The organism is Streptomyces sp. NPDC058619 (genome assembly GCF_042717785.1).
In the GTDB taxonomy this organism is placed as follows: domain Bacteria; phylum Actinomycetota; class Actinomycetes; order Streptomycetales; family Streptomycetaceae; genus Streptomyces.
Map to the genome: position 1 here is coordinate 1 of NZ_JBHXQN010000048.1, position 24,634 is coordinate 24,634.

Annotated in this window: 24 protein-coding genes and 4 pseudogenes; 9 read left to right on the plus strand and 19 right to left on the minus strand. The window is 74.5% G+C overall.

The annotated features are described in order from the left end of the window. Positions 1-145: 145 nt before the first annotated feature. On the minus strand, positions 146-715 hold the full coding sequence (locus ACFWTC_RS30620) for a 2'-5' RNA ligase family protein (protein WP_384074792.1): 570 nt from the start codon (positions 713-715) through the stop codon (positions 146-148). A 305-nt stretch (positions 716-1,020) separates the two neighbouring features. On the opposite strand from ACFWTC_RS30620, the gene ACFWTC_RS30625 reads away from it, so the two are divergent. Then, positions 1,021-1,224, plus strand: a complete 204-nt coding sequence (locus ACFWTC_RS30625) for a cold-shock protein (protein ID WP_267719484.1) — start codon at positions 1,021-1,023, stop codon at positions 1,222-1,224. A gap of 122 nt (positions 1,225-1,346) precedes the next feature. On the opposite strand, the gene ACFWTC_RS30630 is transcribed toward ACFWTC_RS30625, so the two are convergent. The 7 genes and pseudogenes from ACFWTC_RS30630 to ACFWTC_RS30660 form a co-directional block, all read right to left on the minus strand. Beyond that, a complete protein-coding gene (locus ACFWTC_RS30630; protein ID WP_384074794.1) occupies positions 1,347-2,078 on the minus strand; it encodes an SDR family NAD(P)-dependent oxidoreductase in 732 nt (243 codons plus the stop codon). 133 nt (positions 2,079-2,211) lie between these two features. Beyond that, positions 2,212-2,776 (minus strand): annotated as a pseudogene (locus ACFWTC_RS30635) (YbaK/EbsC family protein). Between the two features lie 44 nt (positions 2,777-2,820). Continuing rightward, positions 2,821-4,002 carry an anhydro-N-acetylmuramic acid kinase gene (locus tag ACFWTC_RS30640; RefSeq protein ID WP_384074797.1) on the minus strand — a complete coding sequence of 394 codons (1,182 nt, stop codon included), beginning with the start codon at positions 4,000-4,002 and terminating at the stop codon, positions 2,821-2,823. Further along, positions 3,999-5,360: an MFS transporter gene (locus ACFWTC_RS30645; RefSeq protein WP_384074800.1), complete on the minus strand. Its 1,362-nt coding sequence runs from the start codon at positions 5,358-5,360 to the stop codon at positions 3,999-4,001. Before ACFWTC_RS30645 ends, ACFWTC_RS30640 begins: the two co-directional genes overlap by 4 nt. 218 nt (positions 5,361-5,578) lie before the next feature. Then, positions 5,579-6,148 carry a hypothetical protein gene (locus tag ACFWTC_RS30650; RefSeq protein ID WP_384074803.1) on the minus strand — a complete coding sequence of 190 codons (570 nt, stop codon included), beginning with the start codon at positions 6,146-6,148 and terminating at the stop codon, positions 5,579-5,581. Position 6,149: 1 nt separating this feature from the next. Further along, positions 6,150-7,544, minus strand: a complete 1,395-nt coding sequence (locus ACFWTC_RS30655; RefSeq protein WP_384074806.1) for an NADP-dependent succinic semialdehyde dehydrogenase — start codon at positions 7,542-7,544, stop codon at positions 6,150-6,152. Between the two features lie 120 nt (positions 7,545-7,664). Beyond that, the gene (locus ACFWTC_RS30660; RefSeq protein WP_383924781.1) at positions 7,665-8,396 is read right to left on the minus strand and encodes an SOS response-associated peptidase; all 732 of its coding nucleotides are present in this window, start codon (positions 8,394-8,396) and stop codon (positions 7,665-7,667) included. Between the two features lie 166 nt (positions 8,397-8,562). Here ACFWTC_RS30660 and ACFWTC_RS30665 point away from each other — a divergent pair, with 166 nt between their 5' ends. Beyond that, the gene (locus tag ACFWTC_RS30665) at positions 8,563-9,930 is read left to right on the plus strand and encodes an NAD(P)/FAD-dependent oxidoreductase (protein WP_383924778.1); all 1,368 of its coding nucleotides are present in this window, start codon (positions 8,563-8,565) and stop codon (positions 9,928-9,930) included. A 49-nt stretch (positions 9,931-9,979) separates the two neighbouring features. On the opposite strand, the pseudogene ACFWTC_RS30670 reads toward ACFWTC_RS30665, so the two are convergent. Beyond that, positions 9,980-10,090: pseudogene (locus tag ACFWTC_RS30670) on the minus strand (chaplin); the annotation flags it as partial. A 110-nt stretch (positions 10,091-10,200) separates the two neighbouring features. Between ACFWTC_RS30670 and ACFWTC_RS30675 the strand changes: the two are divergent. Beyond that, positions 10,201-10,821: an L-threonylcarbamoyladenylate synthase gene (locus ACFWTC_RS30675; RefSeq protein WP_383924775.1), complete on the plus strand. Its 621-nt coding sequence runs from the start codon at positions 10,201-10,203 to the stop codon at positions 10,819-10,821. 157 nt (positions 10,822-10,978) lie between these two features. Here ACFWTC_RS30675 and ACFWTC_RS30680 read toward each other — a convergent pair whose 3' ends face one another. Continuing rightward, entirely contained in the window at positions 10,979-12,364 is a 1,386-nt protein-coding gene (locus tag ACFWTC_RS30680; RefSeq protein ID WP_383924772.1) for an Ig-like domain-containing protein, read from the minus strand. Positions 12,365-12,749: 385 nt separating this feature from the next. Between ACFWTC_RS30680 and ACFWTC_RS30685 the strand changes: the two genes are divergently transcribed. Next, positions 12,750-13,700, plus strand: coding sequence for an endonuclease/exonuclease/phosphatase family protein (locus ACFWTC_RS30685; RefSeq protein WP_384074809.1), 951 nt, complete (start codon positions 12,750-12,752; stop codon positions 13,698-13,700). Positions 13,701-13,742: 42 nt separating this feature from the next. Here the strand turns inward: ACFWTC_RS30685 and ACFWTC_RS30690 are convergent, their stop codons facing one another. After that, the gene (locus ACFWTC_RS30690; RefSeq protein ID WP_384074812.1) at positions 13,743-14,249 is read right to left on the minus strand and encodes a GNAT family N-acetyltransferase; all 507 of its coding nucleotides are present in this window, start codon (positions 14,247-14,249) and stop codon (positions 13,743-13,745) included. A 34-nt stretch (positions 14,250-14,283) separates the two neighbouring features. Next, entirely contained in the window at positions 14,284-14,754 is a 471-nt protein-coding gene (locus ACFWTC_RS30695; protein WP_384074814.1) for a hypothetical protein, read from the minus strand. Between the two features lie 63 nt (positions 14,755-14,817). On the opposite strand from ACFWTC_RS30695, the gene ACFWTC_RS30700 reads away from it, so the two are divergent. The 3 genes from ACFWTC_RS30700 (at position 14,818) to ACFWTC_RS30710 (ending at position 17,239) form a co-directional block, all read left to right on the plus strand. Further along, a complete protein-coding gene (locus ACFWTC_RS30700; protein WP_383924749.1) occupies positions 14,818-15,585 on the plus strand; it encodes a tyrosine-protein phosphatase in 768 nt (255 codons plus the stop codon). A gap of 121 nt (positions 15,586-15,706) precedes the next feature. Continuing rightward, entirely contained in the window at positions 15,707-15,946 is a 240-nt protein-coding gene (locus tag ACFWTC_RS30705) for an antitoxin MazE7 (protein ID WP_383924746.1), read from the plus strand. A 129-nt stretch (positions 15,947-16,075) separates the two neighbouring features. Beyond that, positions 16,076-17,239 carry an acyltransferase family protein gene (locus ACFWTC_RS30710; protein WP_383924743.1) on the plus strand — a complete coding sequence of 388 codons (1,164 nt, stop codon included), beginning with the start codon at positions 16,076-16,078 and terminating at the stop codon, positions 17,237-17,239. 267 nt (positions 17,240-17,506) lie between these two features. On the opposite strand, the pseudogene ACFWTC_RS30715 reads toward ACFWTC_RS30710, so the two are convergent. Continuing rightward, a pseudogene (locus ACFWTC_RS30715) lies at positions 17,507-17,635 on the minus strand (ATP-binding cassette domain-containing protein); the annotation flags it as partial. Further along, positions 17,631-18,065 (minus strand): annotated as a pseudogene (locus tag ACFWTC_RS30720) (carboxylate--amine ligase); the annotation flags it as partial. The pseudogenes ACFWTC_RS30720 and ACFWTC_RS30715, both read right to left, overlap by 5 nt. 174 nt (positions 18,066-18,239) lie before the next feature. Between ACFWTC_RS30720 and ACFWTC_RS30725 the strand changes: the two are divergent. Continuing rightward, a complete protein-coding gene (locus tag ACFWTC_RS30725; RefSeq protein ID WP_384074817.1) occupies positions 18,240-19,067 on the plus strand; it encodes a class I SAM-dependent methyltransferase in 828 nt (275 codons plus the stop codon). Between the two features lie 19 nt (positions 19,068-19,086). Here the strand turns inward: ACFWTC_RS30725 and ACFWTC_RS30730 are convergent, their stop codons facing one another. The 5 genes from ACFWTC_RS30730 to ACFWTC_RS30750 form a co-directional block, all read right to left on the minus strand. After that, on the minus strand, positions 19,087-19,356 hold the full coding sequence (locus ACFWTC_RS30730; protein WP_383924737.1) for a hypothetical protein: 270 nt from the start codon (positions 19,354-19,356) through the stop codon (positions 19,087-19,089). Positions 19,357-19,941: 585 nt separating this feature from the next. Then, on the minus strand, positions 19,942-20,511 hold the full coding sequence (locus ACFWTC_RS30735) for a hydrolase (RefSeq protein WP_384074820.1): 570 nt from the start codon (positions 20,509-20,511) through the stop codon (positions 19,942-19,944). A gap of 514 nt (positions 20,512-21,025) precedes the next feature. Beyond that, the gene (locus ACFWTC_RS30740) at positions 21,026-21,295 is read right to left on the minus strand and encodes a hypothetical protein (RefSeq protein WP_383924731.1); all 270 of its coding nucleotides are present in this window, start codon (positions 21,293-21,295) and stop codon (positions 21,026-21,028) included. Between the two features lie 129 nt (positions 21,296-21,424). Then, entirely contained in the window at positions 21,425-22,066 is a 642-nt protein-coding gene (locus tag ACFWTC_RS30745; protein ID WP_384074823.1) for a type II CAAX prenyl endopeptidase Rce1 family protein, read from the minus strand. A gap of 461 nt (positions 22,067-22,527) precedes the next feature. Then, positions 22,528-22,938: a rodlin gene (locus ACFWTC_RS30750; protein WP_383924725.1), complete on the minus strand. Its 411-nt coding sequence runs from the start codon at positions 22,936-22,938 to the stop codon at positions 22,528-22,530. Positions 22,939-23,124: 186 nt separating this feature from the next. On the opposite strand from ACFWTC_RS30750, the gene ACFWTC_RS30755 reads away from it, so the two are divergent. Beyond that, the gene (locus ACFWTC_RS30755; protein ID WP_383924722.1) at positions 23,125-24,618 is read left to right on the plus strand and encodes a class I adenylate-forming enzyme family protein; all 1,494 of its coding nucleotides are present in this window, start codon (positions 23,125-23,127) and stop codon (positions 24,616-24,618) included. The last annotated feature ends 16 nt before the right edge of the window (positions 24,619-24,634 follow it).

Consider the following 24,634-nt stretch of genomic DNA (forward strand, 5'->3'; position numbering starts at 1 on the left):
AATCGTACAACCCCCCGGCGCCGGCGCCCCGCCCGGCCCTTACGCCCCCCTCCCCCCCCCCCTCCCCCCGCACCCAACCCCCCCCCGGGGGGGGGGGGGCCCCCCGGCGGGGGCCCCCCCCGCCCCTCCTCCGTTTCCGCCGGTCTCAGGTGTGCTCCCCGGCTCCCGGACAGCCGGGCGGAGCCTCGTCGCCGAGGGGGAACACCTCGCGCTCCTGCCACGTCGTTCCGTCGTGGGCCATCAGGACGACCGACGTGATGCGGGAGGCGATGGGCAGCCGGCCGAGGAGGCCGGCTTCGATCTCGTCCGCGGTGGCGTCGTCCTGCCCCTGGGCGATGGTCAGGTGGGGGATGATCTCGGTGAACCGGCCTCCGTAGGGCGGGGCTTCGGGCCACCGGGCGACGACGGCCTCCGTGAGCTCCCGCAGCGGGTCGGCCGGTTCGGGGGCGAGGTACAGCACCTCGGGGAGGCGTCCGCACGTCCGGAAGCACAGGTCGAAGGCGCCGTAACCGGCCACGATCCCGGCGAGGGCGGCGATCACGTCCGCGTCGAGGCGGCTCTCGTCGAGGAAGGGGAAGAGGACGGTGACGTGGGCCGGCACCCCGTCGTGCGCCGAGGGGTCGAGCCGCTCGCGCCACCCGCGGACGGCGGGTTCGGCCTCCGGGACCCGCACGATGAGGCCCGTCTGTCCTGCCTGAAACGTCTGAGAGCTCATCGCCTGCCCGGTGTTCACGTGGAGGGCGACGGCGTTGCCGCCGTCGTGCGGACCGGTACCGAGCGTACGACCCCGGACCGGTCATCGGCGCCTCTCCGGCCAGTGCGGGCACCCACGCTGTCCGCCGGGTTCCTGCCGGATGGGGTGGATCTGTTCGGTCCACGGGCCCGGCGAATCCCACAAGACCGTTCCCCACGGGTGTAGTTGCTGTCGTCCCCGGGGAGTAGTGGGGGCGGGTGGTCCGCGAGACGGCGCCCGCGGCGGCCCGAGCCCGGGCCGCTCGACGGATGATCAGAGGGGCGAGCATGGCCAGTGGCACCGTGAAGTGGTTCAACTCCGAAAAGGGCTTCGGCTTCATCGCCCAGGACGGGGGCGGACCGGACGTCTTCGCCCACTACTCCAACATCTCCGGCAACGGATACCGCGAACTGACCGAGGGCGAAACGGTGTCGTTCGACATCACGCAGGGCCAGAAGGGCCCCCAGGCGGAGAACATCATCCGCGCCTGAGCCCCCGCCCCGCCCCACCCCGCCCGACGACGGCGCCCGCACCGGAAGGTGCGGGCGCCGTCGTGCCGTACCGCCGTCACGGGCCCGAGGGGCGGGGGCGGCGTGGGGCTCTTCCGGGCGTGCTACAGGCCGCCGGCGACGCGCAGGACAGCGCCCGTCGTGTACGAGGCGTCGGCGGAGAGGAGCCAGGACACGGCGCCGGCGATCTCGTCCGGCTCTCCGGCCCGGCCCATCGGGATGCGGGGCGCCACCTGGGCCGGTCGTTGGGGGTCCTCGTGGAAGTCCGTCCACACCGTGCCCGGTGCGACGCAGTTGACGCGGATCCCGTCGGCGGCGACCTCCTTGGCCAGTCCCACGGTCATGGCGTCGACGGCCGCCTTGGCCGCGGCGTAGTGCACGTACTGGCCGGGGGCGCCGAGCGTGGCCGCGGCCGAGGAGATGTTGACGACGGCCCCGCCGCCGGTGCGCGCCATGTCCCGGACGGCGCGCCGCGCGCAGAGGAGGTAGCCGAGCACGTTGACGTCGAGGGAGCGGCGGATGCCTGCCGCGTCGGCTTCGGCCAGGGGGCCGTTGGGGCCGCTGACGCCGGCGTTGTTGACCAGGCCGGTGACGGTGCCGAGCAGGGCGGCGGTGTCGAAGAGCTGGTCGACCGCGGCCTCGTCGGCGGTGTCGACGCGGACGGTGCTGCAGCGGCGGCCCGCGTTCCGGACGGTCCCGGCGACCTTCTCGGCGGCCCGGTCGTCGGAGTGGTAGCCGAGGACGACGTCGTGGCTGTCGGCCGCGAGGCGCGCGCAGATCGCGGCGCCGATGCCGCGGCTGCCGCCCGTGACGACGGTGACGGGCTGCTGGTGCACGGGGGGTCTCCGTCCGCTCGCGCACGGCCCGGCGGGCGTGATCGCCGGTTCATCCTACGACCGGGCCGCGTTCCGGGGCAGGCCCGTGGCACAGCGGGCCGGCATGCCGTCACGGCGTCACGGCGTCACGGCGTCAGACGCACAGCCCCTCGACCAGTTCGGCGCCCGGCAGGAGCGCGAACAGCTTCCCGGGGGCGATGGCTTGCCGCGCCGCCGGCCGGTGCCCACCAGGACGTACGCCGTGTCCGCGACCGCCGGGTCGACCAGCAGCGGCCACCCGGCCGGCAGGCCCACCGGGGTGATGCCGCCGTACTCCATGCCGGTCAGTTCCACCGCCGTCTCCACCGCCGCGAACGACACCTTGCCGGGCGCCCGGGTGGCGTCGCACGACCCCGTTCATGTCGACCCTGCCGCCGGAGGGGACCGGACAGGCCGCGAGGGTGATCGTCGCCGCCGCGCTTGGCGGCGACGATCACGCAGTTCGCCGACCGGTCCAGCAGGTCCTGCCCGTAGTGCGCGACGAAGGCGGCGGTGTCCGCGATGGCCGGGTCGGTGCCGACGTAGACGATCTGTTGCGCCTGCTCCGCGGGGAGGCCGCAGGGCAGGCCGACGACCGCGTCGGCCACGGGCCGGGTCAGCTCGGCCGGGCAGTCCGGGGCGGGGCGGGCGTCGTCGAAGGGGCCGAGGGGAGCGCGCATGTCCGTACGCCAACAGCGGCTCCGGCCGGGAGCGGCGGCCGCCCTCACCCCCGGCCCACCACGAGGGAGACCGGCGCACGCGCGGGCACCGGGGGCAGGCGCAGGGGGCGCAGGCCGGGGGTGAGCGAACCCAGCACGCGCGGGCCGCGCGCTCCGGTGCACTCGGGGGCGTTGCCGGGGAGGCCGTGCAGGGTGAGGAAGCCGAGGACGGCGAAGGCGTACGCCTCCTTCTCGGCGGCGGGCAGTCCGAACGCGCCGGAGTCCAGCAGGGCCGTTCCGGCGGCCAGTTCCTCGCGCAGCATCGCCATCAGGACGGGGTTGCGGGTGCCGCCGCCGGAGGCGACGACCTCGGTGGCGCCCAGCGCGCGCAGCGCGTCGGCGACGGTGCGGGCGGTGAGCCGGGTGAGCGTGGCGAGGAGGTCGGGCGGCGGGACGGAGCCGAAGCCGTCCAGGGCCGTGCGCAGGTAGCCCGGATGGAACAGCTCCTTGCCGGTCGTCTTGGGGGCGGGCAGCCGGTAGTACGGCTCGTCGAGCAGTCGCCGCAGGAGCGGGGCGTGGACCCGGCCGGAGGCGGCGAGGGCCCCGTCGTGGTCGTAGCCGGCGCGCCCGGAGGTCGCCGCGTGGACGGCGGCGTCCATCAGGGCGTTGCCGGGTCCGGTGTCGAAGGCGACGGGCGGGCCCGCGGCGGGGAGGGCGGTGAGGTTGGCGATGCCGCCGATGTTCAGGGCGGTGGGGACTCCGGGGCGCCCGCGCAGCAGCATCGTGTCGATCAGGCTGACGAGCGGGGCGCCCTGCCCGCCGGCGGCGACATCGCCGGGGCGGAAGTCGGAGACGACCGGGCAGCCGGTGGCTTCGGCGATCCAGGCGGGCCGGCCGAGCTGGAGGGTGCCGTGGACTCGGCCCCCGGAGGCCCAGTGGTAGACGGTCTGGCCGTGGGAGGCAATCAACTCGGCGCGGCCGCCGCACAGTTCGCGGTCGGCGCGGACGGCGAGGGCGGCGAAGGCCTGTCCGATGCGGGTGTCGAGGCGGCACACGTCGGCCAGGGTGGTGGGTGAGGGCGGCAGGGCCGCGGCGAGGGCGCGACGCAGGGCGTCGTCGTACGGGGCGCTGACCATGCCGAGCGGGTCCAGGTGCAGGGTGTCGCCCGCGCCGTCGAGCGTGAGTTCCGCGGCGGCGGCGTCGACGGCGTCGTAGGAGGTGCCCGACATCAGGCCGACGACCTTCACCGCAGCGGCCCGAGGTGGTCGTCGCCGCGCAGGGTCGCCAGGGCCGCGGCGCTGAGGGCGCAGGCGCCGGCGGCGTAGTACGCGGGGATGTCGGTGGATCCGGTGAGGTCGGTCAGGGTGGTGATGACGAGGCCCGCGCAGCCGGCGAAGACCGCGTTGGCCAGGGCGTACGCCACCCCGAGCCCGGTGCACCGTACGCGTGCGGGGAACATCTCCGCGAGCATGGCGGGCCCGGGTCCGGCGAGCAGGCCGACCGTGGCGCCCGCGCAGACCAGGGCGGCCGCCTTGGCGGGTGCGGAGGTGCCGGGGTCCTGGAGCAGGTGGAGCAGGGGCAGGGCGAGGAGGGCGACGGCGAGGGCGCCGCAGAGCATGACGGGGCGGCGGCCGATCCGGTCGCTGAGCGTTCCGGCGGGGAGGATCGACGCGGCGAAGCCGAGGTTGGCGAACGTGGTGGCGATCAGGGCCTCCTGGAAGGACGCGCCGAGCGTGGACTGGAGGTAGGAGGGCAGGACGACGAGGAAGGTGTAGCCGGCCGCCGACCAGCCGGTGATCCGGCCGATGCCGAGGACGACGGCGCGGACGGTCGCCCCGGCGGTGGGCCGGGCACCGGCGTCGGGGTTGCCGGCACCGGGGGCGGCCGCCGTTACGGCCCTGGACGGTTCCACGAGACCGGGCGGTTCCCCGCGCCCGGGCGGTTCCACGAGACCGGTGCGCAGCCACAGGGCGGCCAGCCCGAGCGGCAGGGCGAGCAGGAACGGGACGCGCCAGCCCCAGTCGTGCAGGGTGGCCGGGGAGAGGACCGTGGCCAGCAGCGCGGCCGTCCCGGCACCGGCGAGCAGCCCGAGCGCGACGGTGAACGACTGCCAGGCGCCGTAGCGCCCGCGCCGCCCGGGCGGCGCGGATTCGGTCATCAGGGCCACGGCGCCGCCGAACTCCCCTCCGGCGGAGAGGCCCTGGAGGGCGCGCAGCAGGGTGAGCAGCCAGGGAGCGGCCGCGCCCGCCGTCGCCTGGGTCGGAAGGAGTCCGATCAGGGTGGTGGCGCACGTCATGAGGCAGATGACGAGGACCAGGACGGGACGGCGGCCGATGCGGTCGCCGAGCCGGCCGAACAGCAGCGCGCCGGCGGGGCGGAAGAAGAAGGCCAGTGCGAAGGAGGCGTAGGTGGTGATCAGCGGCCCGGCGCCGCCCCCGCCGGCCTGGGTCGCAGGGGTGAAGAAGTGGGCGGCGATGACCGTGGCGAAGCAGCCGTACACGCCGAACTCGTACCACTCGACGAAATTGCCGGCCGAGCCGGCGAGCAGCGCCCGGCGCGGGCGGGTGGCGGCGGGCGGCGCGGGGCTCGCTACGGAGGGGGTCACCCGTGCTGGCTGCCCGTTCCGGGCGGCCGGGATGCCCGGCGGGACGCGGGTTCAGCAGATCGGCCCCGGCACGCCGGCCCCGTACCCGTACGCCGGCCCCGTACCGGTGGTCGGCCCCGTGCCCCGGGGGTGGGCCGCGGCAGCCCTGTCCGCACCGGCCCGCCGGCGCCGCCCTGCCCGGCTGCCCCGTCCCGCTGCCCTGCCCTGTCGGCGCCGCCCTACCCCGCCGCGGCGACCGACGCGGCCGCCCTGATCGCCTCCGCGAAGCGCTCCGGCCCGTGCGGGGCGTCCCGCAGGAACAGGTTGGGTTCGATGAGCTCCAGTTCCCTCACCACGGGTTCCCCGTCCTCGCCCAGCGCCAGGTCGACCCGGGCGAACGGCAGCGCACCCGGTGCGGGGACCGCCGCCAGGGCGTCCCGCGCCGTGCGGAGTTCCGCGTCGGTCGGGTCGTACGCGGTGACGCCGGGGTGGGCGACGCGGAAGTTGTCGATCACGCCGGCCTCGGTGAGCAGCGGCCCCTTGCGGATCGCGTGGCTGTACGCACCGCCGAGGAAGACCAGCGCCCGCTCGCCCTCCTCGACCCGGCGCAGGTACGGCTGGACCATGACCGTGCGGCCCCGGTCCAGCAGCATCCGGGCGTGGCGTGCGGCGCCCGCGTGCCGGCCGGGCTCGTAGCGGGCGGTGTCCCGGGCCCCGGCGGACACGGCGGGCTTGACCACTACTCCCCCGGGCCGGTCGAAGTCCGCTTCGCCGTACGGTCCGCCCGGTTCGAGGAAGCGGGTCGGCACGTCAGGCGCCCGTCCGCCACACCGTGGTCGCGTTGCAGAACTCGCGGATGCCGTGCCCCGACAGCTCGCGTCCGTACCCGGAGCGCTTGACGCCGCCGAAGGGCAGTGCGGGGTGGGAGGCGGTCATGCCGTTGACGAAGAGCCCGCCGGCCTGGATGTCGCGGACGCAGGCCTCCACGTCCGCGTCGCTGGCGGTCCAGACGCTGGAGCTCAGGCCGAAGGGAGTGTGGTTGGCCCGTTCGATCGCCTCTTCCAGGCTGCCGACGCGGTAGAGCGTGGCGACCGGCCCGAACGTCTCCTCCTGGTCGATGCGCATGGCCGCGGTGACGTCGGCGAGGACCGTGGGCTCGTGGAACCAGCCGGCGTCCCGGCCCCGGGGCCGGCCGCCCCCGCACAGGACGGTGGCGCCCCGGCGCACGGCGTCCTCGACGAGCTCTTCCAGGTCGGCGCGGCCCTGTTCGGTGGCGAGCGGGCCGACGTCGGTGGCCTCGTCCATCGGGTCGCCCACGGTGAGCGCGGCCATGGCCGCGGTGAACCCGGCGGCGAACTCGTCGTACACGTCGGTGTGCACGATGAACCGCTTCGAGGCGATGCAGGACTGGCCGTTGTTCTGCACGCGCGCGGTGACGGCGGTCTCGACGGCCCGGGCGACGTCCGCGGTGGGCAGCACGACGAAGGGGTCGCTGCCGCCCAGTTCCAGGACGGTCTTCTTGATCTCGTCCCCGGCCACGGAGGCGACCGCCCGGCCGGCGGGCTCGCTGCCCGTCAGCGTCGCGGCGGCGACGCGGCCGTCCCGCAGGACCCGCTCCACGCCGTCGGAGCCGATCAGGAGGGTCTGGAAGCAGCCGCGGGGGAAGCCGGCCCGGTGGAACAGGTCGCCCAGGTAGAGCGCCGTCTGGGGCACGTTGGAGGCGTGTTTGAGGAGGCCCGTGTTCCCGGCCATCAGCGCGGGCGCGGCGAACCGTACGACCTGCCAGAGCGGGAAGTTCCACGGCATGACGGCGAGGACCACGCCGAGCGGCCGGTAGCGCACGAGTACGGAGTCGGCCCCGGAGTCGCGGACGTCGCTCTCGGCGGGGTGCTCGTCGGCGAGCAGCGACTCGGCGTGCGCGGCGTACCAGCGCATGGCCTTCACGCACTTGGCGGCTTCGGCGCGGGCCGCCGCGAGGGGTTTGCCCATCTCGGTGGTCATGGTCCGCGCGATGTCCTCGTTGTCCGCCTCCAGGAGGTCGGCGGCCGCGAGCAGGAGTGCGGACCGCTCGGCGAAGCCGGTGGTGCGGTAGTCGGCGAACGCCGCGGCGGCCTCGGCGAGGCACTGCTCGACCTCGTCGGGGTCCTGGGCCCGGAAGGTGCGCAGGGTCTCGCCGGTGGCGGGATTCACGGTGGCGATGGGCATGGCTCGGTTCCTCCCTGGGGGCGGGCTCGCCTCCCGACCCTCCCCCGGTGGCCGCCCACCCGCAACGCGAGCGCGGCGCACGCGGGTACGGACTCCCCCGGGTTCGGGGTCGGCGCCCGGTCAGGACGGGTCGTGCAGCAGCTCGGGGCCGTTGTTGCGGACGTCGTTGACGGCGGTGGAGACCGCGCGCACGTTCAGGCGGCCCGCGGCCGGCGTGCCGAGCAGGGCGCGGAGCTCGTCCGGGTCCTGGTGGGTGGGGTCGAGCCAGGCCTCGTAGTCGGCCGGCGCGATGGCGAGCGGCATGCGGGGGTGGACGCGGCCGGCCGCGTCGGCCGCTTCGGTGGTGATGATCGTGCAGGTGGTCCACCAGGCCGCCGGATCGTCGTCGTCCGCCACCGTCTTGTCGCGCCAGAACTCGTAGAGGCCCGCCATGGCCAGCACGGAGGCGTCCTCGGGCGTGATGAAGTACGGCTGCTTGTACGCCTTCGCCGTGTCCGTGGCCGGAACGGGCTCCCATTCGTAGAAGCCGTCCGCGGGAAGCAGGCAGCGGCGTTTGGCGAAGGCGCGGCGGTAGGCGGGCTTCTCGTGCACGGTCTCCGCCCGCGCGTTGATCATCTTGGCCCCGGTGTCCGGACGCTTCGCCCAGGAGGGGACCAGTCCCCAGCGCAGCGGCCGCAGTCCCCGCTCCACGACGCCGCTCTCGCGGTCGGGGCGCTCCAGGACGGCCCACACCGGGTCGGTCGGGGCGACGTTCCAGCTGGGCGCCAGGGTTTCCGCGGGGTCCCAACGGGTGACCCCGAACAGGTCGGCGAGGTCGCCCGGGCCCCGGGTGGAGGCGTATCGGCCGCACATGCCCTCCACTGTCCCACGGGGCGCGGCGCCGGGCCGTCGGAACGCGGAAGCCGGGGTCGTATACGCGGCCGTACGCGTTTCCCGTGTGCAGAGCGCTCCGGACGGGGAAGGGGCGCGGTGACCGGTCCGGCCCGATCACCGGGCCGCCCGAGAGAGGACGGACACCGTGACACGACCGAGGATTCTCGTGGTGGGCGCCGGCTTCGCCGGAGTGGAGTGCGTCCGCAGGCTGGAGCGCCGGCTGACACCGGAGGAGGCGGACATCTCCCTCGTCACTCCGACCTCCTACCAGCTGTACCTGCCCCTGCTGCCGCAAGTGGCGTCCGGTGTGCTGACCCCGCAGTCCATCGCCGTCTCGCTGCGGCGCAGCAGCCGGCACCGCACCCGGATCGTGCCCGGGGGCGCGATCGGCGTGGATCCGGTGGCGAAGGTCTGCGTCATCCGCACGATCACCGGCGAGGTGACCGACCGGGAGTACGACCACCTGGTGCTGGCGCCCGGCAGCGTCACCCGTACGTTCGACATCCCCGGCCTCGTCGAGCACGCGCGGGGCATGAAGACCCTCGCCGAGGCCGCCTACCTGCGCGACCACGTCATCGCGCAGCTGGACCTGGCCGACGCCAGCCAGGACGAGGCGGAGCGCGCGTCCCGGCTGTGCTTCGTCGTGGTCGGCGGAGGGTACGCGGGCACCGAGACGGCCGCCTGCCTGCAGCGGCTGACCCACCAGGCGGTCAAGCGCTACCCGCGCCTCGACCCCCGGCAGATCAGCTGGCACCTGCTGGATTTGGCTCCCAAGCTGATGCCCGAGCTCGGCGACTCCCTCGGGAGGGCCGCCCTGGAGATCCTGCGGCGGCGCGGCATCGAGGTGTCCCTCGGGGTGAGCGTCGCGAAGGCGGGCCCGGACGAGGTGACCCTGACGGACGGGCGGGTGCTGTCGAGCCGGACGCTGATCTGGACGGCCGGAGTGGCCGCGAGCCCGCTGGTCGCGACCCTGGGCGCGGAGACCGAGCGGGGGCGTCTGGTGGTGACCCCCGAGCTGACCGTGCCGGGGGCTCCCGGGGTCTTCGCCCTGGGCGATGCCGCCGCCGTGCCGGACCTCGCGTCGGGCAAGGACGGCGCGATCTGCCCGCCGACGGCGCAGCACGCGCTGCGGCAGGGGCGCACGCTGGCCGACAACCTGATCGCGACGCTGCGCCGGCAGCCGCTGCGGCCGTACTCCCACCGGGACCTGGGGCTCGTCGTCGACCTCGGCGGCACGGACGCCGTGTCCAAGCCGCTGGGCATCCCGCTGCGCGGTCTTCCGGCGCAGGCGGTGGCCCGCGGGTACCACTGGTCGGCGCTGCGGACGAACGTGGCCAAGACCAGGGTGCTGACGAACTGGATGCTGAACGCGGTGGCCGGGGACGACTTCGTCCGTACCGGTTTCCAGCGGACCCGGCCGCCGAGCCTGCGGGAGTTCGAGTACACGGACTCCTACCTCACTCCCGCCGAGGTGCGGGCCCACACGGCGGCACTGCGGTCGTCCGCGGGGTGAGGGTGCGGCCCGCCCCCGCCGGTGGCGGGGCGGGCCGGGACGCGCTCGGTCAGGCGTTGACGCAGGTGTTGCCGACGGCCGGGTTCAGCAGGCCGACCACGTTGACGCTGTCGCCGCAGACGTTGATCGGGATGTGCACCGGGATCTGGATCAGGTTGCCCGGCGGGCGGGGACCCTGCGGCCCGTTTCCCCCGAACGAATGCCGTCGGCTCCTGCGTTCGGCGGCAGCCGGCGTGCCGGGGACGGCTCTGGGTCCCGTAGGCTCGGCGGATGGCGAAGTACTTCGACGTGCACCCCGATAACCCCCAGCAGCGCACCATCGGCGGCGTGGCTGACCTCATCCGGTCCGGCGCGCTCATCGCGTACCCGACGGACTCCTGTTTCGCGCTGGGCTGCGGCCTCGGCAACCGGGACGGCATCAACCGGATCCGGTCCATCCGGAACCTCGACGACCGTCACCACTTCACCCTGGTGTGCCAGAACTTCGCGCAGCTGGGCCAGTTCGTGAACTTCGACAACGACGTCTTCCGCGCGATCAAGGCGGCGACCCCGGGGAGCTACACCTTCATCCTCCCGGCGACGAAGGAGGTGCCGCGCCAGCTGCTGCACCCGAAGAAGAAGACGGTCGGCGTCCGCATCCCCGACCACGTCGTCACGCAGGCCCTGCTCGCGGAGCTCGGCGAGCCGCTGCTCTCCAGCACCCTGCTGCTGCCCGACGAGGACGAGCCCCTGACCCAGGGCTGGGAGATCAAGGAACGGCTCGACCACGTGGTGGACGCCGTTGTCGACTCCGGTGACTGCGGCACCCAGCCGACCACGGTCGTCGACTTCTCCAGCGGTGAGGCCGAGATCGTGCGGCGCGGGGCCGGCGACCCGTCCAGGTTCGAGTAGCCGCTCGGGGCCACCGGCCCGGTCCGGCGGCCGCGCCCGTTCGGTCCGGTCCGCCCGGCCCATCCCGGGGGCCGGGCGGACCGGGCCGGGTTCGGGCGCGGACCGGGCCGGGTTCAAGCCCGGTTCGGGCCCGGTTCGGGCCCGAACCGGGCCCGGTTCAGGTCGTGGGGTGCAGGCGGGCGGGTGCGGGCGGCGGGCCCGCCCGGCGGGCGTCCGCGCCGGCCAGGGCGCTGCCCGCGAGCCAGCTGCGCCAGTCAACGTTCCAGTCCCCGACGCCGTTGGCGAAGGGGGCCATCTCCTCACCGCCGCTGTTGACCACCTCGACGATGTCGCCCTCGCGGACCGTGTGGAAGAACCAGGCCGCGTCCTCCGTGCTCATGCCGGTGCAGCCGTGGCTCACGTTCTCCACGCCCTGCGCCTCGACCGACCAGGGCGCGGCGTGCACGTACTCCCCGCTCCAGGTCACCCGGGTCGCGTAGAGGACGGGCAGGTCGTAGAACTCCTTGGTGCCGCGTTTGATGCCGATGGAGTCCCCGCGCATGCGGACCTTGTACTCCTTGCGCAGCACGACCTTGACGCCGCTGCGGGTCAGGAAGCCGGCCTTGCCCGTCGTGACGGGGATCGTCCGGACGACCTGCCCGTTGCGGCGCACCGTCATCTCGTGGGCCGCGGCGTCGGTGACGGCCTCGATCCGGTCCCCGACGGTGAACGCGAGCCCCTCGGAGGGGCCCCCGTGGAGGTCGTCACCGACCCGGACCCCGTCGAGCCCGCTGCGGACGCTGACGACCGCGTGGGCGGGCCAGTACGTGCGGGGCCGGAAGTGCAGGGTCGATTCGTCGACCCAGTGCCAGGCCCCTTCGACCTGCGGCTCGGAGGTCACCTGGAGCGCCTGTTCCAGCCGGGCGCGGGCCAGGACGTCGCCGGCGGGGACCGGGTGACTGAGGGCGGCGGTCACGATCTGCCCGGCGCCGTACGTTCCCGGGCGGGGTCCGAAGGCGACCGTGAGCCGTCCCCCGTCGGCGGGCGGCGCGGTCCGGAAGTGCAGGATCGCGGCGACGGGGGTCCCGGCCGCGTCCTGCGCGCCGACCCGCAGGGTGTAGGACTCCCCGGCCCGCAGCGGCTCGGTGTTCAGCCAGCGCCGGCCCTCCTGGGTCAGCTTCCCCGCGAGGTGGCGGCCGCGGCCGTCCCGTACGGTCACGTCGGTGAGCAGGCCCTGGTCCGCCAGGCCGATCTCCAGCGGCGCTGCGGCGTCGGTGGGCAGCGCGTCCGCCCGGGCCGCGCGGGCGGCGTCGCCGAGCGGCGGACGGCGCAGTACGGACGCCGCCCCGGCCTCGGTGGCCAGCACCCGCTGCTCCCGCCAGCGCTTGCACAGCGCGGGCCGGAAGGTGTGCACGGTGCACCACCCGTCGGCGTCCCGGCTTCCGTCGTCGAGCGCCCTGCCGACCAGCAGGGTGACCGCCGCCTCCCGCCGCTGGGCGCCAAGGGCTCCGTCCGCGGTGTCCGGTCCGGTGGCCCGGCCCGGGGCCGCCGCGACGAGCAGCATGATCCCCGTGGCGGCGGCCGCCGCGCCCCAGGCCCGGGTGCGACGCGGCCGCGCCGACCGGACCTGTTGCTCCGGTCGCCGCGGCTCTAGCGTCCGCCCCGTACCAGCCCGTTGCGTTCGTTGCGTTCGTTGCGTTCGTGACATGGCCACGCAGCACTCCCAGATCTCACCCGGCCGGATGGCAGCATCAAAACGATCGGGAGCCAAAATGATGATCATGAACTCGGCCTTGCGGCCGAACGGGCCCGCCAAGTGAACTCGTACGGAGCACACCCGAGCCGTCGGGCGGTCAGCGGGGCGCGCCCGCCGTCCCGGCCCCGCGGGAACCCGATCACCGCCCCACGCGTCGTAAGCGGCGTTCGAGGCGGATGAACGGGGGCGGGGCATGCACCGCATGCGGGGTGAATGGTCCTGGACGAGGGGACGGGCGCTCGCCGCGTCCGCCGTGCTGACGGCCGCGCTGCTGGCGTTCCACTCCGCCGTGCCGAACGCCGTGGGCCGCCCGGGCAGCCTGCTGGAGGCGTTCCTGCCCTGGCTCGGGACGGCGGTCCCGGTACTGGCCGGGCTCGCGCTGTGGCGCCGCTCGGCGACCGCTGCCGTGGCCGTGGCGCTGCCGGCGGCCGTGTGGACGTACCTCTTCGGCGGGCTGCTGCTGCCGGCGGAGCGGGCGGCGGGCGACCTCGTCGCGGTCCAGCACAACGTCAGCGACGAGAACCCCGACCCCGCGGGTACGGCGCGCGCGCTGGCCGCGGCGTCGCCCGAGCTGATCGCCCTGGAGGAGCTGACGCCCGCCGCGCTGCCGGTCTACGCGTCGGTCCTGGCGGCCGACTACCCCCACCACGCGGTCGAGGGCACCGTCGGACTCTGGTCGAAGTACCCGCTGACGGACGTACGGCACCTCGACATCCGGCCGCGGGGCATCGGGGAGGGCTGGAACCGCGGGCTGCGGTCCTCGGTCCGCACGCCGCACGGCGAGGTCGCGGTGTACGTGGCCCACCTGCCGTCGGTCCGCCTCGGGGTAAGCGGCTTCGGCTCCGGGCCCCGGGACGAGAGCGCCGGGTTGCTGGGCGCGGCCGTCGCGGCCGAGCGCCTGGACACCGTGGTGCTGCTCGGCGACCTGAACGGCACCGTGGACGACCGCGGGCTCGCCCCGGTCACCTCGCGCGTGGGCGCCCCGCGCCGGGGCCTCGCCTTCAGCTGGCCCGCGGCGTTCCCCGTCGCGCGCATCGACCAGGTCCTGGCCCGCGGGGCGACCGTGCGCGACGTCCGGACCCTGCCGGCCACGGGCAGCGACCACCTGCCGGTCGCCGCCCGCGTCCGGATCGGCCGCCCGTGACCGCGCCCCGTTCCCGGCGGCGCGGCGCGTGCGCACGCGGGGTCACAGCGCGCGGCGCATGCAGACGCGCGGCCATCGGTCGAGGCCGTGCGCCGCTTCCTGCGCGCGGATCCGCCGCAGACCCGGGGTGAGCTCGTCCTCGGCCAGCCGCCGGAACCCGCAGCGGTCGTAGTACGGGGCGTTCCAGGGGACGTCCGCGAACGTGGTCAGGGTCAGTGCGGGCACCCCCTTGCCGCGGGCCCGCCCCGCGAGGTGCTCCAGCAGCGAGCGGCCCACGGCGCGGCGGGCGTACGCCGGGTGCACCGACACCTGCTCGACGTGCAGGCACCCGTCCACCCGGTCGGCGATCAGGTAGGCGGCGGGCAGGCCGGTCCCGCCGACCGCGACCCAGGCCAGGCCGGCCCGCTCGTAGCGGGCGAGTTCCCCGAGCGGGAGCGGCTCGTCGTCGGCGATCTCCGGCATGCCGACGTCCCGGAAGCAGAGGCCGGCGGCCCGCTCGATGTCCTGGAGGAGGGGCAGCTCGTCGGCGCGTACCGCACGCAAGCGCATGGGGCGTTCTCCCAGAGGTCGGTTCGGGGCCGGATCAGACCGGCGGTCGGCGGTCGGGGCCCGAGAGGAACTCCGCGAGGCTGAGCGCGGGACATCCCAAAAGCCCCGAGAGCACGTCCTGTTGCAAGGGCGTCAGCGGGTTCAGGAAGACCACCGCGTCGGCACCGGTCAGCGCGGCGAGCGCGCTGGTCTCGCGTACTTTCCCGGAACCGATCAGCGTGCGCGAGGAGTACGGGAGGGTCATCCTCCGCACCCCGCCGGCCGACACCCCTCGACGCTGGACCACGCGGCCCACCACCCGTGCCCCACGTGCCTCGACCACGGCGGAGGCCTCCGCCATGAGCGCGGCGAACGCCTTCTCCTTGGCGGAGAACAAGCCCGCGATCACCACGTCCGCGCCCGGGACGACCGGGCCGGGGGCACTGCGCGCAGCCCCGTCGAGCCGAGACCCGTGGCGTCCCGGGCGCCGGGCCGGTCGGCGGTCGCGTCTGCGGTTCGTGTGCACCCTGCACACCGTAGGCGGCCCGCGGACGGCGGGCACCTCGGTTTCCCTCGTAGGGTACCGGGGGTGAACCGACACATACCTTTCGAACGGCTCCACAACTTCCGTGACCTGGGCGGCTATCCGACCGCGGACGGCCGAACGGTGCGGTGGGGGCTGCTGTTCCGGTCCGACTCGCTCGGCAAGCTGGAGGGCGGCGACTGGGAGCGCTTCCTCAGCCTGGGCATCGAGACCGTCATCGACCTGCGCTACCCCTGGGAGATCGAGGCCAAGGGCCGGGTGCCCGGGCATCCGTCGTTCGCCTACCACAACCTCAGCGTCGAGCACCGGCCTTACGACCAGGCCGCCCTCGGCCCCGACGTGGAACCGGGCCCCTACCTCGCCGAGCGCTACGCGGAGGTCGCCCACGACGGCGTCGCCGAACTCCGCCTGGCCCTGGAGGTACTGGCGTACCAGGACGGCCCCGCGGTCTTCCACTGCGCGTCCGGGAAGGACCGCACCGGACTGCTGGCCGCGCTGGTGCTGGCCCTGTTGGGCGTCTCCGAGCAGGACATCGTGGCCGACTTCGCGCTCACCGGTCTCGCCGGCGACCGTCTCCTCGACGACTGGCGGGCCGGCCACCCGGGCCGCACCCGGGTCTGGCCCGGGTACGGCCGCGCGCCCGCCGAGGTGATGAGCCTGTTCCTCGCGGCCCTCGCCGCGGAGCACGGCTCCGTGCACGCCTACGCGGCGGACCTGCTCGGCGCCGACGCCGCCCTCGTCGAGGCGCTGCGCGCCCGCCTGCTCGAACCCGCCGCCGGGGCCCCTCCGCAAGGGGATCACCCGGAGAACTGAGCGCCACCCCGCGGGGCTTCCCGGGCGGGCGGGAGCGGGCGGGGCGCCTCGTACGGGCCCGCCCGCTCCAGCGGCGGCGAACCGCCCCCGCGCCGGCCGGCGGGCACGGCATACTCGGGGTATGGCTGACACCACCGCGGTCGAGCTCGACACCGACGTCCACGACCGGCTCGCCGCGCTCGCCGGGGCACGCGGCCTGAGTCTGCCGGACTACCTCGCCGAGCTGGCGGCGGCCCAGGAGCACGAGGCCGGACTGGCCCGCGCCGCGAGCGCGTTCGAGCGGGCGGTCGAACGGCCGGGATTCCGCGAGGGGTTCGCCCGCGACTTCGGCCCCGGCGGTGCGGGCACCCGGGCGGCCTAGGCTGCCCGGACCTCCCGGCCCCCACGGGAGGCAAGGCAACCCCCGGAGCATGACCGAGAGTGAACGGTAGAGTTCCGCGGACCTGCGGCGGTCACCGGACGGCCGTGCGTTCACGGAGGCTGTCGAAGGATGAGTGTGGGCATATCCGCGGCCGACAAGATGCCGCGTCGGCTCGCGGCCCTCGACGGCGTGCGGATCTTCGCCGCACTGGGCGTGGTGTTCTACCACTACGTCGCCCTGGACAGCGCCTGGGGCCGGCCGTCCGTGGCCGTCTTCCCCGGCCTCCGCCCCTTCGCCGTCTACGGCTGGCTCGGTGTCGAGGTCTTCTTCCTCGTCAGCGGCTTCGTCATCTGCATGAGCGTCTGGGGCCGCACCGTCGGGGACTTCGCGGTCTCCCGGATCTCCCGGCTCTTCCCCGCCTACTGGGCGGGCATCGCGTTCACCTGCCTCGTCCTGTGGACCTGGCCCGAGGTGCGTCCCCTGAAGTCGTTCTCGGACGTCGTGGTGAACCTCTCCATGCTCCAGGGCGGCGTCGGCGTCCCGAACGTCGACGACGCCTACTGGACCCTCTTCGTCGAGCTCAAGTTCTACGTCCTGTTCGCGCTCGTCGTCCTGCGCGGGGTGACCTACCGCAACTGCGTGCTCTTCTGCGGGCTCTGGACCGTGGCCGGGGTCGTGGCCCCCACCGCCGACAGCACCGCGCTGTACTTCTTCGCGATCCCCTCGTACTCCCCGTACTTCATCGCCGGCATCGCCTTCCACCTCATGCGACGCTTCCGCCCCAACGCCGTCCTGTGGGTCGTCATCGGCGTCCAGTTCCTGCTCGCACAGCACTACGTGCACGGCCGGATGATCTCCAGCCTCGGCCGCGCCGTCACCGACCGCACGCCGCCCTGGCCCGCCCACGTGATCATCGCGCTCGGCTTCCTGGTCATGGCGGCCATCGCGCTGGGCGCCCTCGACCGGGTCCAGTGGCGCTGGCTCCCGCACGCGGGCGCGGTCACGTACCCCTTCTACCTGATCCACATGATGGCCGGGCTCACCCTCATCCACCGGTTCAGGAACGACGTGGCCCCCGTCCCGCTGGTCCTGGGCGTCACCGCCCTCATGCTGGCCCTCGCCTGGTGCGTCCACCGGTTCGTCGAACGTCCCCTGGGCCGCCTGCTGCGCGACGGCCTGCGCCGCGGGGTCCGGGACATCCGGGAGGGCACCCCCGGCCCGCCGGAGGGCCTCACCGGGATTCCGGCCCAGCCCGGCGCACCGGAGGCGGAACGCGTCGCCTCCGTCCGCTGACGTACGCCGGTACGCGCGTCACGGGTGGCCGGGCGGCAGCCGCTCCCCTGCCGAGCCGCTCGTACAGCCGGTACCGCCCACCGATGCACGACCCCCGCACCGATCGCGTGCCCCCGCATTCCGCCCGGTCCGCCACCGGGTGCCCGCGTCCTCCGCCGTGGCCCCGCCCACGCATCACGGGGAGGGCGGGCCCGGGGCGGGCCGGGTCAGGGCATCTCGTCGGGGTCGCAGCTCGCCCGGCGCAGTCCGATCGTGCGCAGGGCCCTCGAGGACCGCACCCCGGGCCGCCGGGTCGAGGCCCGAGGTTATCTCGTCGCAGACGAGTACCTGCGGCCGGGCCAGCAGGGCCCGCGCCAGCGCTGCCCGGGGGAGCTCCCCGCCGGAGAGCTCAGACGGCGAACCGCGGGCCGGGCACCTCCGCCTCCGGGAGGACCCGGCGGGTCCGGTCCTTGCGGCAGGCGTTCTCCACGGCACGGGGGGTCGGGCCGGGCAGCCCGAGGCGCCCGGCTGTGCGCGCCACGGCGGACAGGTAGTAGTCGCAGGAGGAGAGGACCCCGTCTAAGCCGAGCAGTCCGTGCAGCCGCTCGACGAAGGGCAGCAGCGTCTGCGTGTCGTTGGTGTCGGCGGTCACGACATGGAGCGCGGATAGCAGCGGGTGCGGCCCGTCCGCGGGCGCCGTGGGGCGCAGCTAGTGGTGCAGGTCCCGGGTGAGGAAGGTCAAGTCGTGTCCGCCTTCGCGGATCGCGCGGGGCGGGAGCCGACTCATCGACCCCACCCAGCTCTCGACAACCAGCAGGTGTCCCCAGGGATTTCCTTCGGAGGGCATGACCGTCACGGGCATGCGTGTGAAGCCGGACGCCTGGCGGCAGCCGTCCGGACCGAACCCAGACCGACGTTATCTACAATCGTTTTCATTTCTCATAGCGGGTGCGCTGTGCGGTCGCCGAGGCTGGCCTATGCTCGGTGAAGGGGCTGCTGCTACCCCTGGAGGGCGGCTGTCATGACCGAGGCGAACGAAGCGGACCGGACCGACCTGGCCCTCAAGGCCAAGCACCGCGCCATGTGGGCCCTCGGCGACTATCCGTCCGTGGCCACGCACGTCATCCCGCAGCTCGGAGCCGTGCTCGTCGACGAGTGCGGCGTACGGACCGGCGACCGGGTGCTGGACGTCGCAGCGGGCACCGGCAACGCCGCCGTTCCGGCCGCCCTGGCCGGGGCCGACGTGGTGGCGTCCGACCTCACCCCCGAGCTGTTGGAGATCGGCCGCGCGCTCGCCGCCGAACGCGGCGCCGAGCTGGAGTGGCGGGAGGCGGACGCCGAGGCCCTGCCGTTCGCGGACGGCGAGTTCGACATCGTGATGTCCTGCGTGGGCGTCATGTTCGCCCCGCACCACCAGGCCGCTGCCGACGAGCTGCTCCGGGTCTGCCGCACCGGCGGAACCGTGGGGCTGGTCAGCTGGACCCCGGAGGGGTTCGTCGGCCGGATGTTCGCCACGATGAAGCCCTACGCTCCCCCGCCGCCGCCCGGGGCCCAGCCGCCGCCGCTCTGGGGGGACGAGGAGCACGTCCACGAGCTGCTCGGCGACCGTGTCGCCGACGTCGTCGCCCAGCGCCGGACGGTCCGCGTGGACCACTTCGCGCAGCCCGCGGAGTTCCGCGAGTTCTTCAAGGCCTGCTACGGGCCGACGATCGCCGTGTACCGGAGTCTCGAAGGTGATCCCGACCGGGCGGCCGCCCTGGACGACGCCCTCGACGGGCTCGCCCGCGACCACCTGAGGGACGGCGCGATGGACTGGGAGTACCTGCTGCTGACGGCCCACCGGCGCTGACCGCCGGCGGCGGGCGGCGTCACCCCAGGAAGGGGTGGGCCTCGGGGTGCGCGTCCCACCAGGCCTTGTGGAAGGCGTTGTTCGCCACGTCGGCCACATAGGCGCCGGCCGCGGCCCGGAACAGCGGCTCCGCCTGCCGGGCCGAGACCGTGGACCGGTTCCAGGCCAGCCGGATCCGCCCGGTGACCGGCGCGCCGAGGAGCGGGCGCATCACGGTGCCCGCGGCCGTCGGGGCGGTCGGCTGGGTGAGGGACACGGCGCGGCCGGCGGCGATCAGGTCGTAGTGCATCTTGCGGTCGGTGATCCGGTAGCGCAGTGACGGCGTGAATCCGGCCTTCGCGCACGCGGCGAGGAGCGCCTCGGGGCCGCCTCGTCGTCCACCACCAGCGTCATCCAGGACTCCCCCGCGAGATCGGCCGCCGGTACGGCCGCACCCGGTGGCTCGACTTCCGCGACGGTCACCACCGCCACGGTCAGCGGCACCGCGCAGACGGTCGCCCTGTCCGTCTCGGGCGCTCCGGCGGCCGTGAGCGCCACGCTCAGCCCGGCCTCCGTACAGTCCGGCAACTCCTCCACCCTGTCCGTGCAGGTCGGCGCGGGCACCGCGCCGGGCACCTACACCCTGACGGTCACCGGCTCCGGCACCGTCAGCCACGCCGCCCCTGGACGCCAACACGGGCTACACGCAGAAGACATACGACCTCTCCCGGTTCGCCGGCCGGAGCGTCGTGCTCAAGTTCAACGGCGCGGAGGACCAGTCCCTCCAGACCTCCTACGTCGTGGACGACGTCGCGCTCCAGGTGAGTCGAGGCCCGCCTGACCCCACGGTGCCGGCCCGGTCCCCTCGTCGAGGGGGCCGGGCCGGTGCCTGCGTTCAGGCGTCGAGGGCGGCGATGACCTCGGCGGTGCTGACGACGCGGCCGATGCGCGGGAAGATCTTGCCGAAGCTGTGCGCGTGGGACTCCGCGTCGGTGTCGGCGGTGGCGTCCTCCGCGAAGACCAGCTCGTAGCTGTTCTCCCAGGCGGTACGGGCGGTGGATTCCACGCCGACGCTGGTGGAGATGCCGGCCAGGACGATGCGGTGGACGCCGCGGCGGCGCAGCTGGAGGTCGAGCTCGGTGCCGGTGAAGGCGCCCCAGTGCCGCTTGGTGACGACCACGTCGCCGAGGGCGGCGAGCTCCGGAGGGATCTCGGAGAACGCGGCCGGGGGCGCGGCCGACGGGCCGGGGCGGTCGACGTCGGTGGTGGGCAGGTCGCCCCCGTCGGCGGACCAGGCGACCTTCACCAGGACGACGGGCAGCTTCCGGGCCCGGAAGGCCTCCGCGAGCCGGATGCCCTGCCGCAGGATCTCGTCGGCGGGCTTGGCCGTGGGGAGGGCGAGGATGCCCTTCTGCAGGTCGATCAGGACCAGGGCGGTCTGCGCGTCGAGGCTCAGGTCGGTCATGGGACGCTTCCTTCGGTTCGGGGCCCGCTCGGGGGCGGGTCCGGCGGTCGGGGTCCGGCTCGGGTCCCGGCTCGCGTCACGGCTCGCGTCCGGCTCAGGTGCGGTTCAGGTAACGGCTCAGGTTCAGGCGCCCACCTGCTGGTCTTCGCCGCCGTCAGCCCCTGGGCCGCGCCGACCCGGCTGCGCAGTCGCGCCCCAGGTGGGGCGCAGGGTGGTGAGGATGCCGATCAGCGCCCACGCGGCATGCGGCACCCGTCAAACGCCTCACCGGTACCGCCGCCTGCTGCGCCCTGACCGCGCCGCTGCTCGCCCCAACCCCCGGTTCGCCGTCCGCGATCTTCCGGGCCGACCTCGCCGCCTCCGGCGGCCAGAGCCCCCGGCTCGCCACCCGCTACCAGGCGGGACTGATCCCGATCGGGCTCCCCGACCGTGTCGTACCCCGTGCGGCAGCGACTGCGCCGGAGGAACGGCGCGAGTCTGCGTACGGGGCGCCGGATCCTCCGGCCGGTGAGCCTCAGGTCCGGCGCTCCGGGGCGACCAGCGCGGTCAGCCCGTAGTCCAGCTCCGAGCCGTCGACGAGCAGGGCCTCCACCGTGCGCGTGCTCGGATCGATGTCGGCCTCCATGCCCTGGCCGCGGTAGCGGGGGTACCCCGAGGCGCCCGTCTCGCCCGTGGCCTCGACCACGGCGGACCGCAAGGCCTTGGCCGCCGGTTCGGCGCCTCGCAGGTTCTCGATGTGTCCGGGTACCAGCAGGATCTCGAAGCGCTGCGGATCAGTGGTCATGCCCCGAAGCTAGACATGCCGCGGGCGGGCAGGCAAGGACCGCCGTGCCCTCGGCCGCGTCGCACGCCGTACGGGAACACGCGAACGCCGGCACGCGGTGGGGCCCGGCGGGTGACATCGGCTCGGCGGTCACACGTGCGCGGGGGCGCGGCGGTCCTCGCGGACCAGGAAGACGGCCACCAGCGAGAAGACGATCATGAGGATCGTGGCCGCCGAGGCGAGGACGGACCAGCCACCGGTGTGATGCGTGACGGCTTCGTCGACGCCACCGCTGGCGAGGAAGGTCGCCGGGTCAGTGAGGGCGTGGAGGACGATCGCGGACCAGATGGTGCCGGTGAGACGCATGACGAGGTACATGCACACACTGAAGCCGAAGGTGTAGACGACCGTCAGGAATACCGTGCTCAGCTTCATCCCGGACAGCACGTTGGTCACGGGCATGAGGGCGAACAGGAGCGAGGACGCCACCATCACGAACCGCTCGGAGTGACCCGCACCGCGCGCCATCTGAACCGCGCGGCCCCGCGTCGCGAGCTCCTCGGCGAGGCCCACACAGACGCCGAGGAGGGCCAGGAGAAGGATCTGCTCGGGCTGCCAGGTGCTCCAGTCGGTCGCCGCGGCGTGGCTGACGACGGCGATGAGCACGAGCCCGGGACCGATCCACATCCAGGGCCGGCCCACGGCCGGCTGCCTGCCGAAGACGGAGCGCAGCCGGCCGATGGAGGCGGTGAAGCCGACCAGGGCCACGGCACCGATCCCGATCGGCAGCATGAGGCCGAAGAAAGATGCTGGCGCTTGTCGCCAGCACGTTGTCCCTGTCGATCTCGTCACCGAAGACGGCCCCGATGGCCAGGCCGACCAGCAGGTAGTACGCCAGATACGCAGCGATCACCAGGACGGCCTTGCCCAGGGTCGGCCGCTCGAAGAAGCCTCGCCCGGGCACGACGGGCCCGTCGTCGACTCGCTGCACCATGACACACCTCACCGGCGTCCGCGCCGAGCACACCGCACACGGCACACGGCACACGGCACACCGAAGAGCCTCCTGCCCCTGACGGGGGACGGGAGGCTCTGGGGTGTGCGGTGTGCGGTGTGTGGATGCCCGCCTGGACGGCCTTGCGGCCGGCGCACGCCTGCTGCGGGTTCGGATCCGCGGATCCAGGTGGGACAAGCCGGGGCCCCGTGGGCACTCGCGCAGGCGTCCGAGGCCCCGGCTCGCAGAGGGGACTGCGTCAGCTGCCGGCGGAGAGGTTGCCCGAGAGGACCGGGATGTTGTCCAGGATGTGCGAGAGCGGCTCGTCGCCCTTGGCCTGGGTGGAGTTCTCGGTGCACTGCTGGTTCTGCGGGTTGGACAGGACGTTGATGTCCTGGACACCGACGTTGACCAGGGCCAGGATCGACTGGGCGTTGACCTTGGCCGGCAGGCCGATGCAGGGCTTGTTCAGCGTGCCCTGGACCAGGCCGAGCTGCGGGCTCAGGTCACCGGCGGTCTTCTGGTTGCCGTAGATCTGCTGGGCACCGTTGCCGTTGACGGTGTTGACGCCGTTGTCGTTGCCGATGGCCATGGCCGGGGCGGCAACGGCGGCGCCGGCTCCCAGGATCGACGCGGTGGCGGCGGCGGTGGCCATCATCTTCTTGATCATCACGGTTCAAGGTCTTTCTGTTGCGCGAGTGCACGGTGGTAAGCGCCTTGATCAACGCCCGGACCTCCGACAGGTTCCGCCGCTTCACCCGATCAGCCGTGCGGCCGTACCCCCGCCGGGGAGGGCGGCGGGGCCGGGGCGGCCTGTACGGTCGGCCGGAACGCACGGAAAGGCAGGTGGCGGGTGGTGGCCGCACGGTATGTCACGGAACTGGTGGGCTCGTTCGAGCGGTACGCGGAGCGGCCGGCGATCGGCGTCGGCCCCCGGGTCGCGTCGTACGCGGAGGTGCTGGACTCGGCGTACCGGCTGGCGGGGGCGCTCGCGGAGGCGGGAGTCCGGCGCGGCACGGGGCTCGCCTGCGTGACGGGCCGCAACCGCCCGGAGGTGCTGGAGGTGCGCCTCGCCGCGCACGTGCTGGGGGCGCGGCTGACGCAGGTGCTCGCCGGACCGGCCCTGTACGGGCTGGACTTCATCCTGCGGGACTGCCGGCCCGGCCTGGTGGTGCACGACGTGCCGGTGTCGGCGACCGGGGCGCCCCGGCTGGGCCTGGACGAGCTGCTCGGGCGGGCCGCCGGTCGGGAGGGCGCGGTGGTTCCCGTACGGGCCCGCGAGGACGACGTGGCGCGGGTGACCTACACCGGCGGTACCACCGGGCTGCCCAAGGGGGTGGCCTCCACCTTCGGCGCGATGGCCGCGCGGAACTCGGTGCGCGGCGCGGGGTGGGCGGATCCGGTGTACCTGTCGGTCACCTCCCTGGCGCAGCGGTCCGGCGGGCGGTGCATGGAGCAGCTGCGGGCCGGGGGCCGGGTGGAGGTCCTGGACCCGTTCGGGCCGCGGGAGTTCGCCGCGGCCTGCCGGCGCCTGGGGCGGGTCTCGACGTACCTGACCACCTCGATGGTCTACCGCCTGCTGGACGACCCGGAGACCGCCGCCGGAGTGCCCGGTCTGGAGGCGGTCTCGTACGGCGACTCGCCCGTCCACCCCGAGCGGCTGCGGGAGGCGGTGTCCCGCTGGGGCGGGCGGTGGCAGCAGGGTTACGGCATGAACGAGGCGGCGGTGATCTGCCGGCTCTCCCCCGCCGACCACGAGGCGGCGGTGGCCGGGCGGCCGGAGCTGCTGGGCTCGGTCGGGCGGCCCGTCGCGGGCGTCGAGGTCCGGGTCCGCGACGAGGGGGGCGCCGAGGTGCCCGACGGGCGTACGGGCGAGGTGTGGATGCGCTCGGCGGCGATGATGGCCGGGTACTGGGGCCGGCCCGACCTGACGGAGGGGGCGCTGAGCGGGGGGTGGCTGCGGACGGGCGACCTCGGGCACCTCGGGCCGGACGGGTACCTGTACCTCGACGACCGGGTCAAGGACGTGGTGATGGTCGACGGGGACAACGTGTACTGCGTGCCGGTCGAGGCGGCGCTGACCCGGCATCCGGGGGTCGCGCGGGCGGTGGTGGTGGGCCGGCACAGCGACGTGACGGGCGAGGAGGTGTGCGCGTTCCTCGTGCCGTCCGCGGGCTGGTCCGGGAGCGCGCAGACGGCCGAGGAGGCCTGTGACCTGGTGGAGGAGGCGCTGGCTCCGGCGCACCGCCCCACGGCGGTGTTCTGGGAGCGGGAGATCCCCCTGACGGCCCGCGGCAAGCCGGACAAGCGGCTGCTCCGGGAGCGCCTGGGCGGCGGCGCGCAGCCGTAGCGGGCTCCCGCTCCCC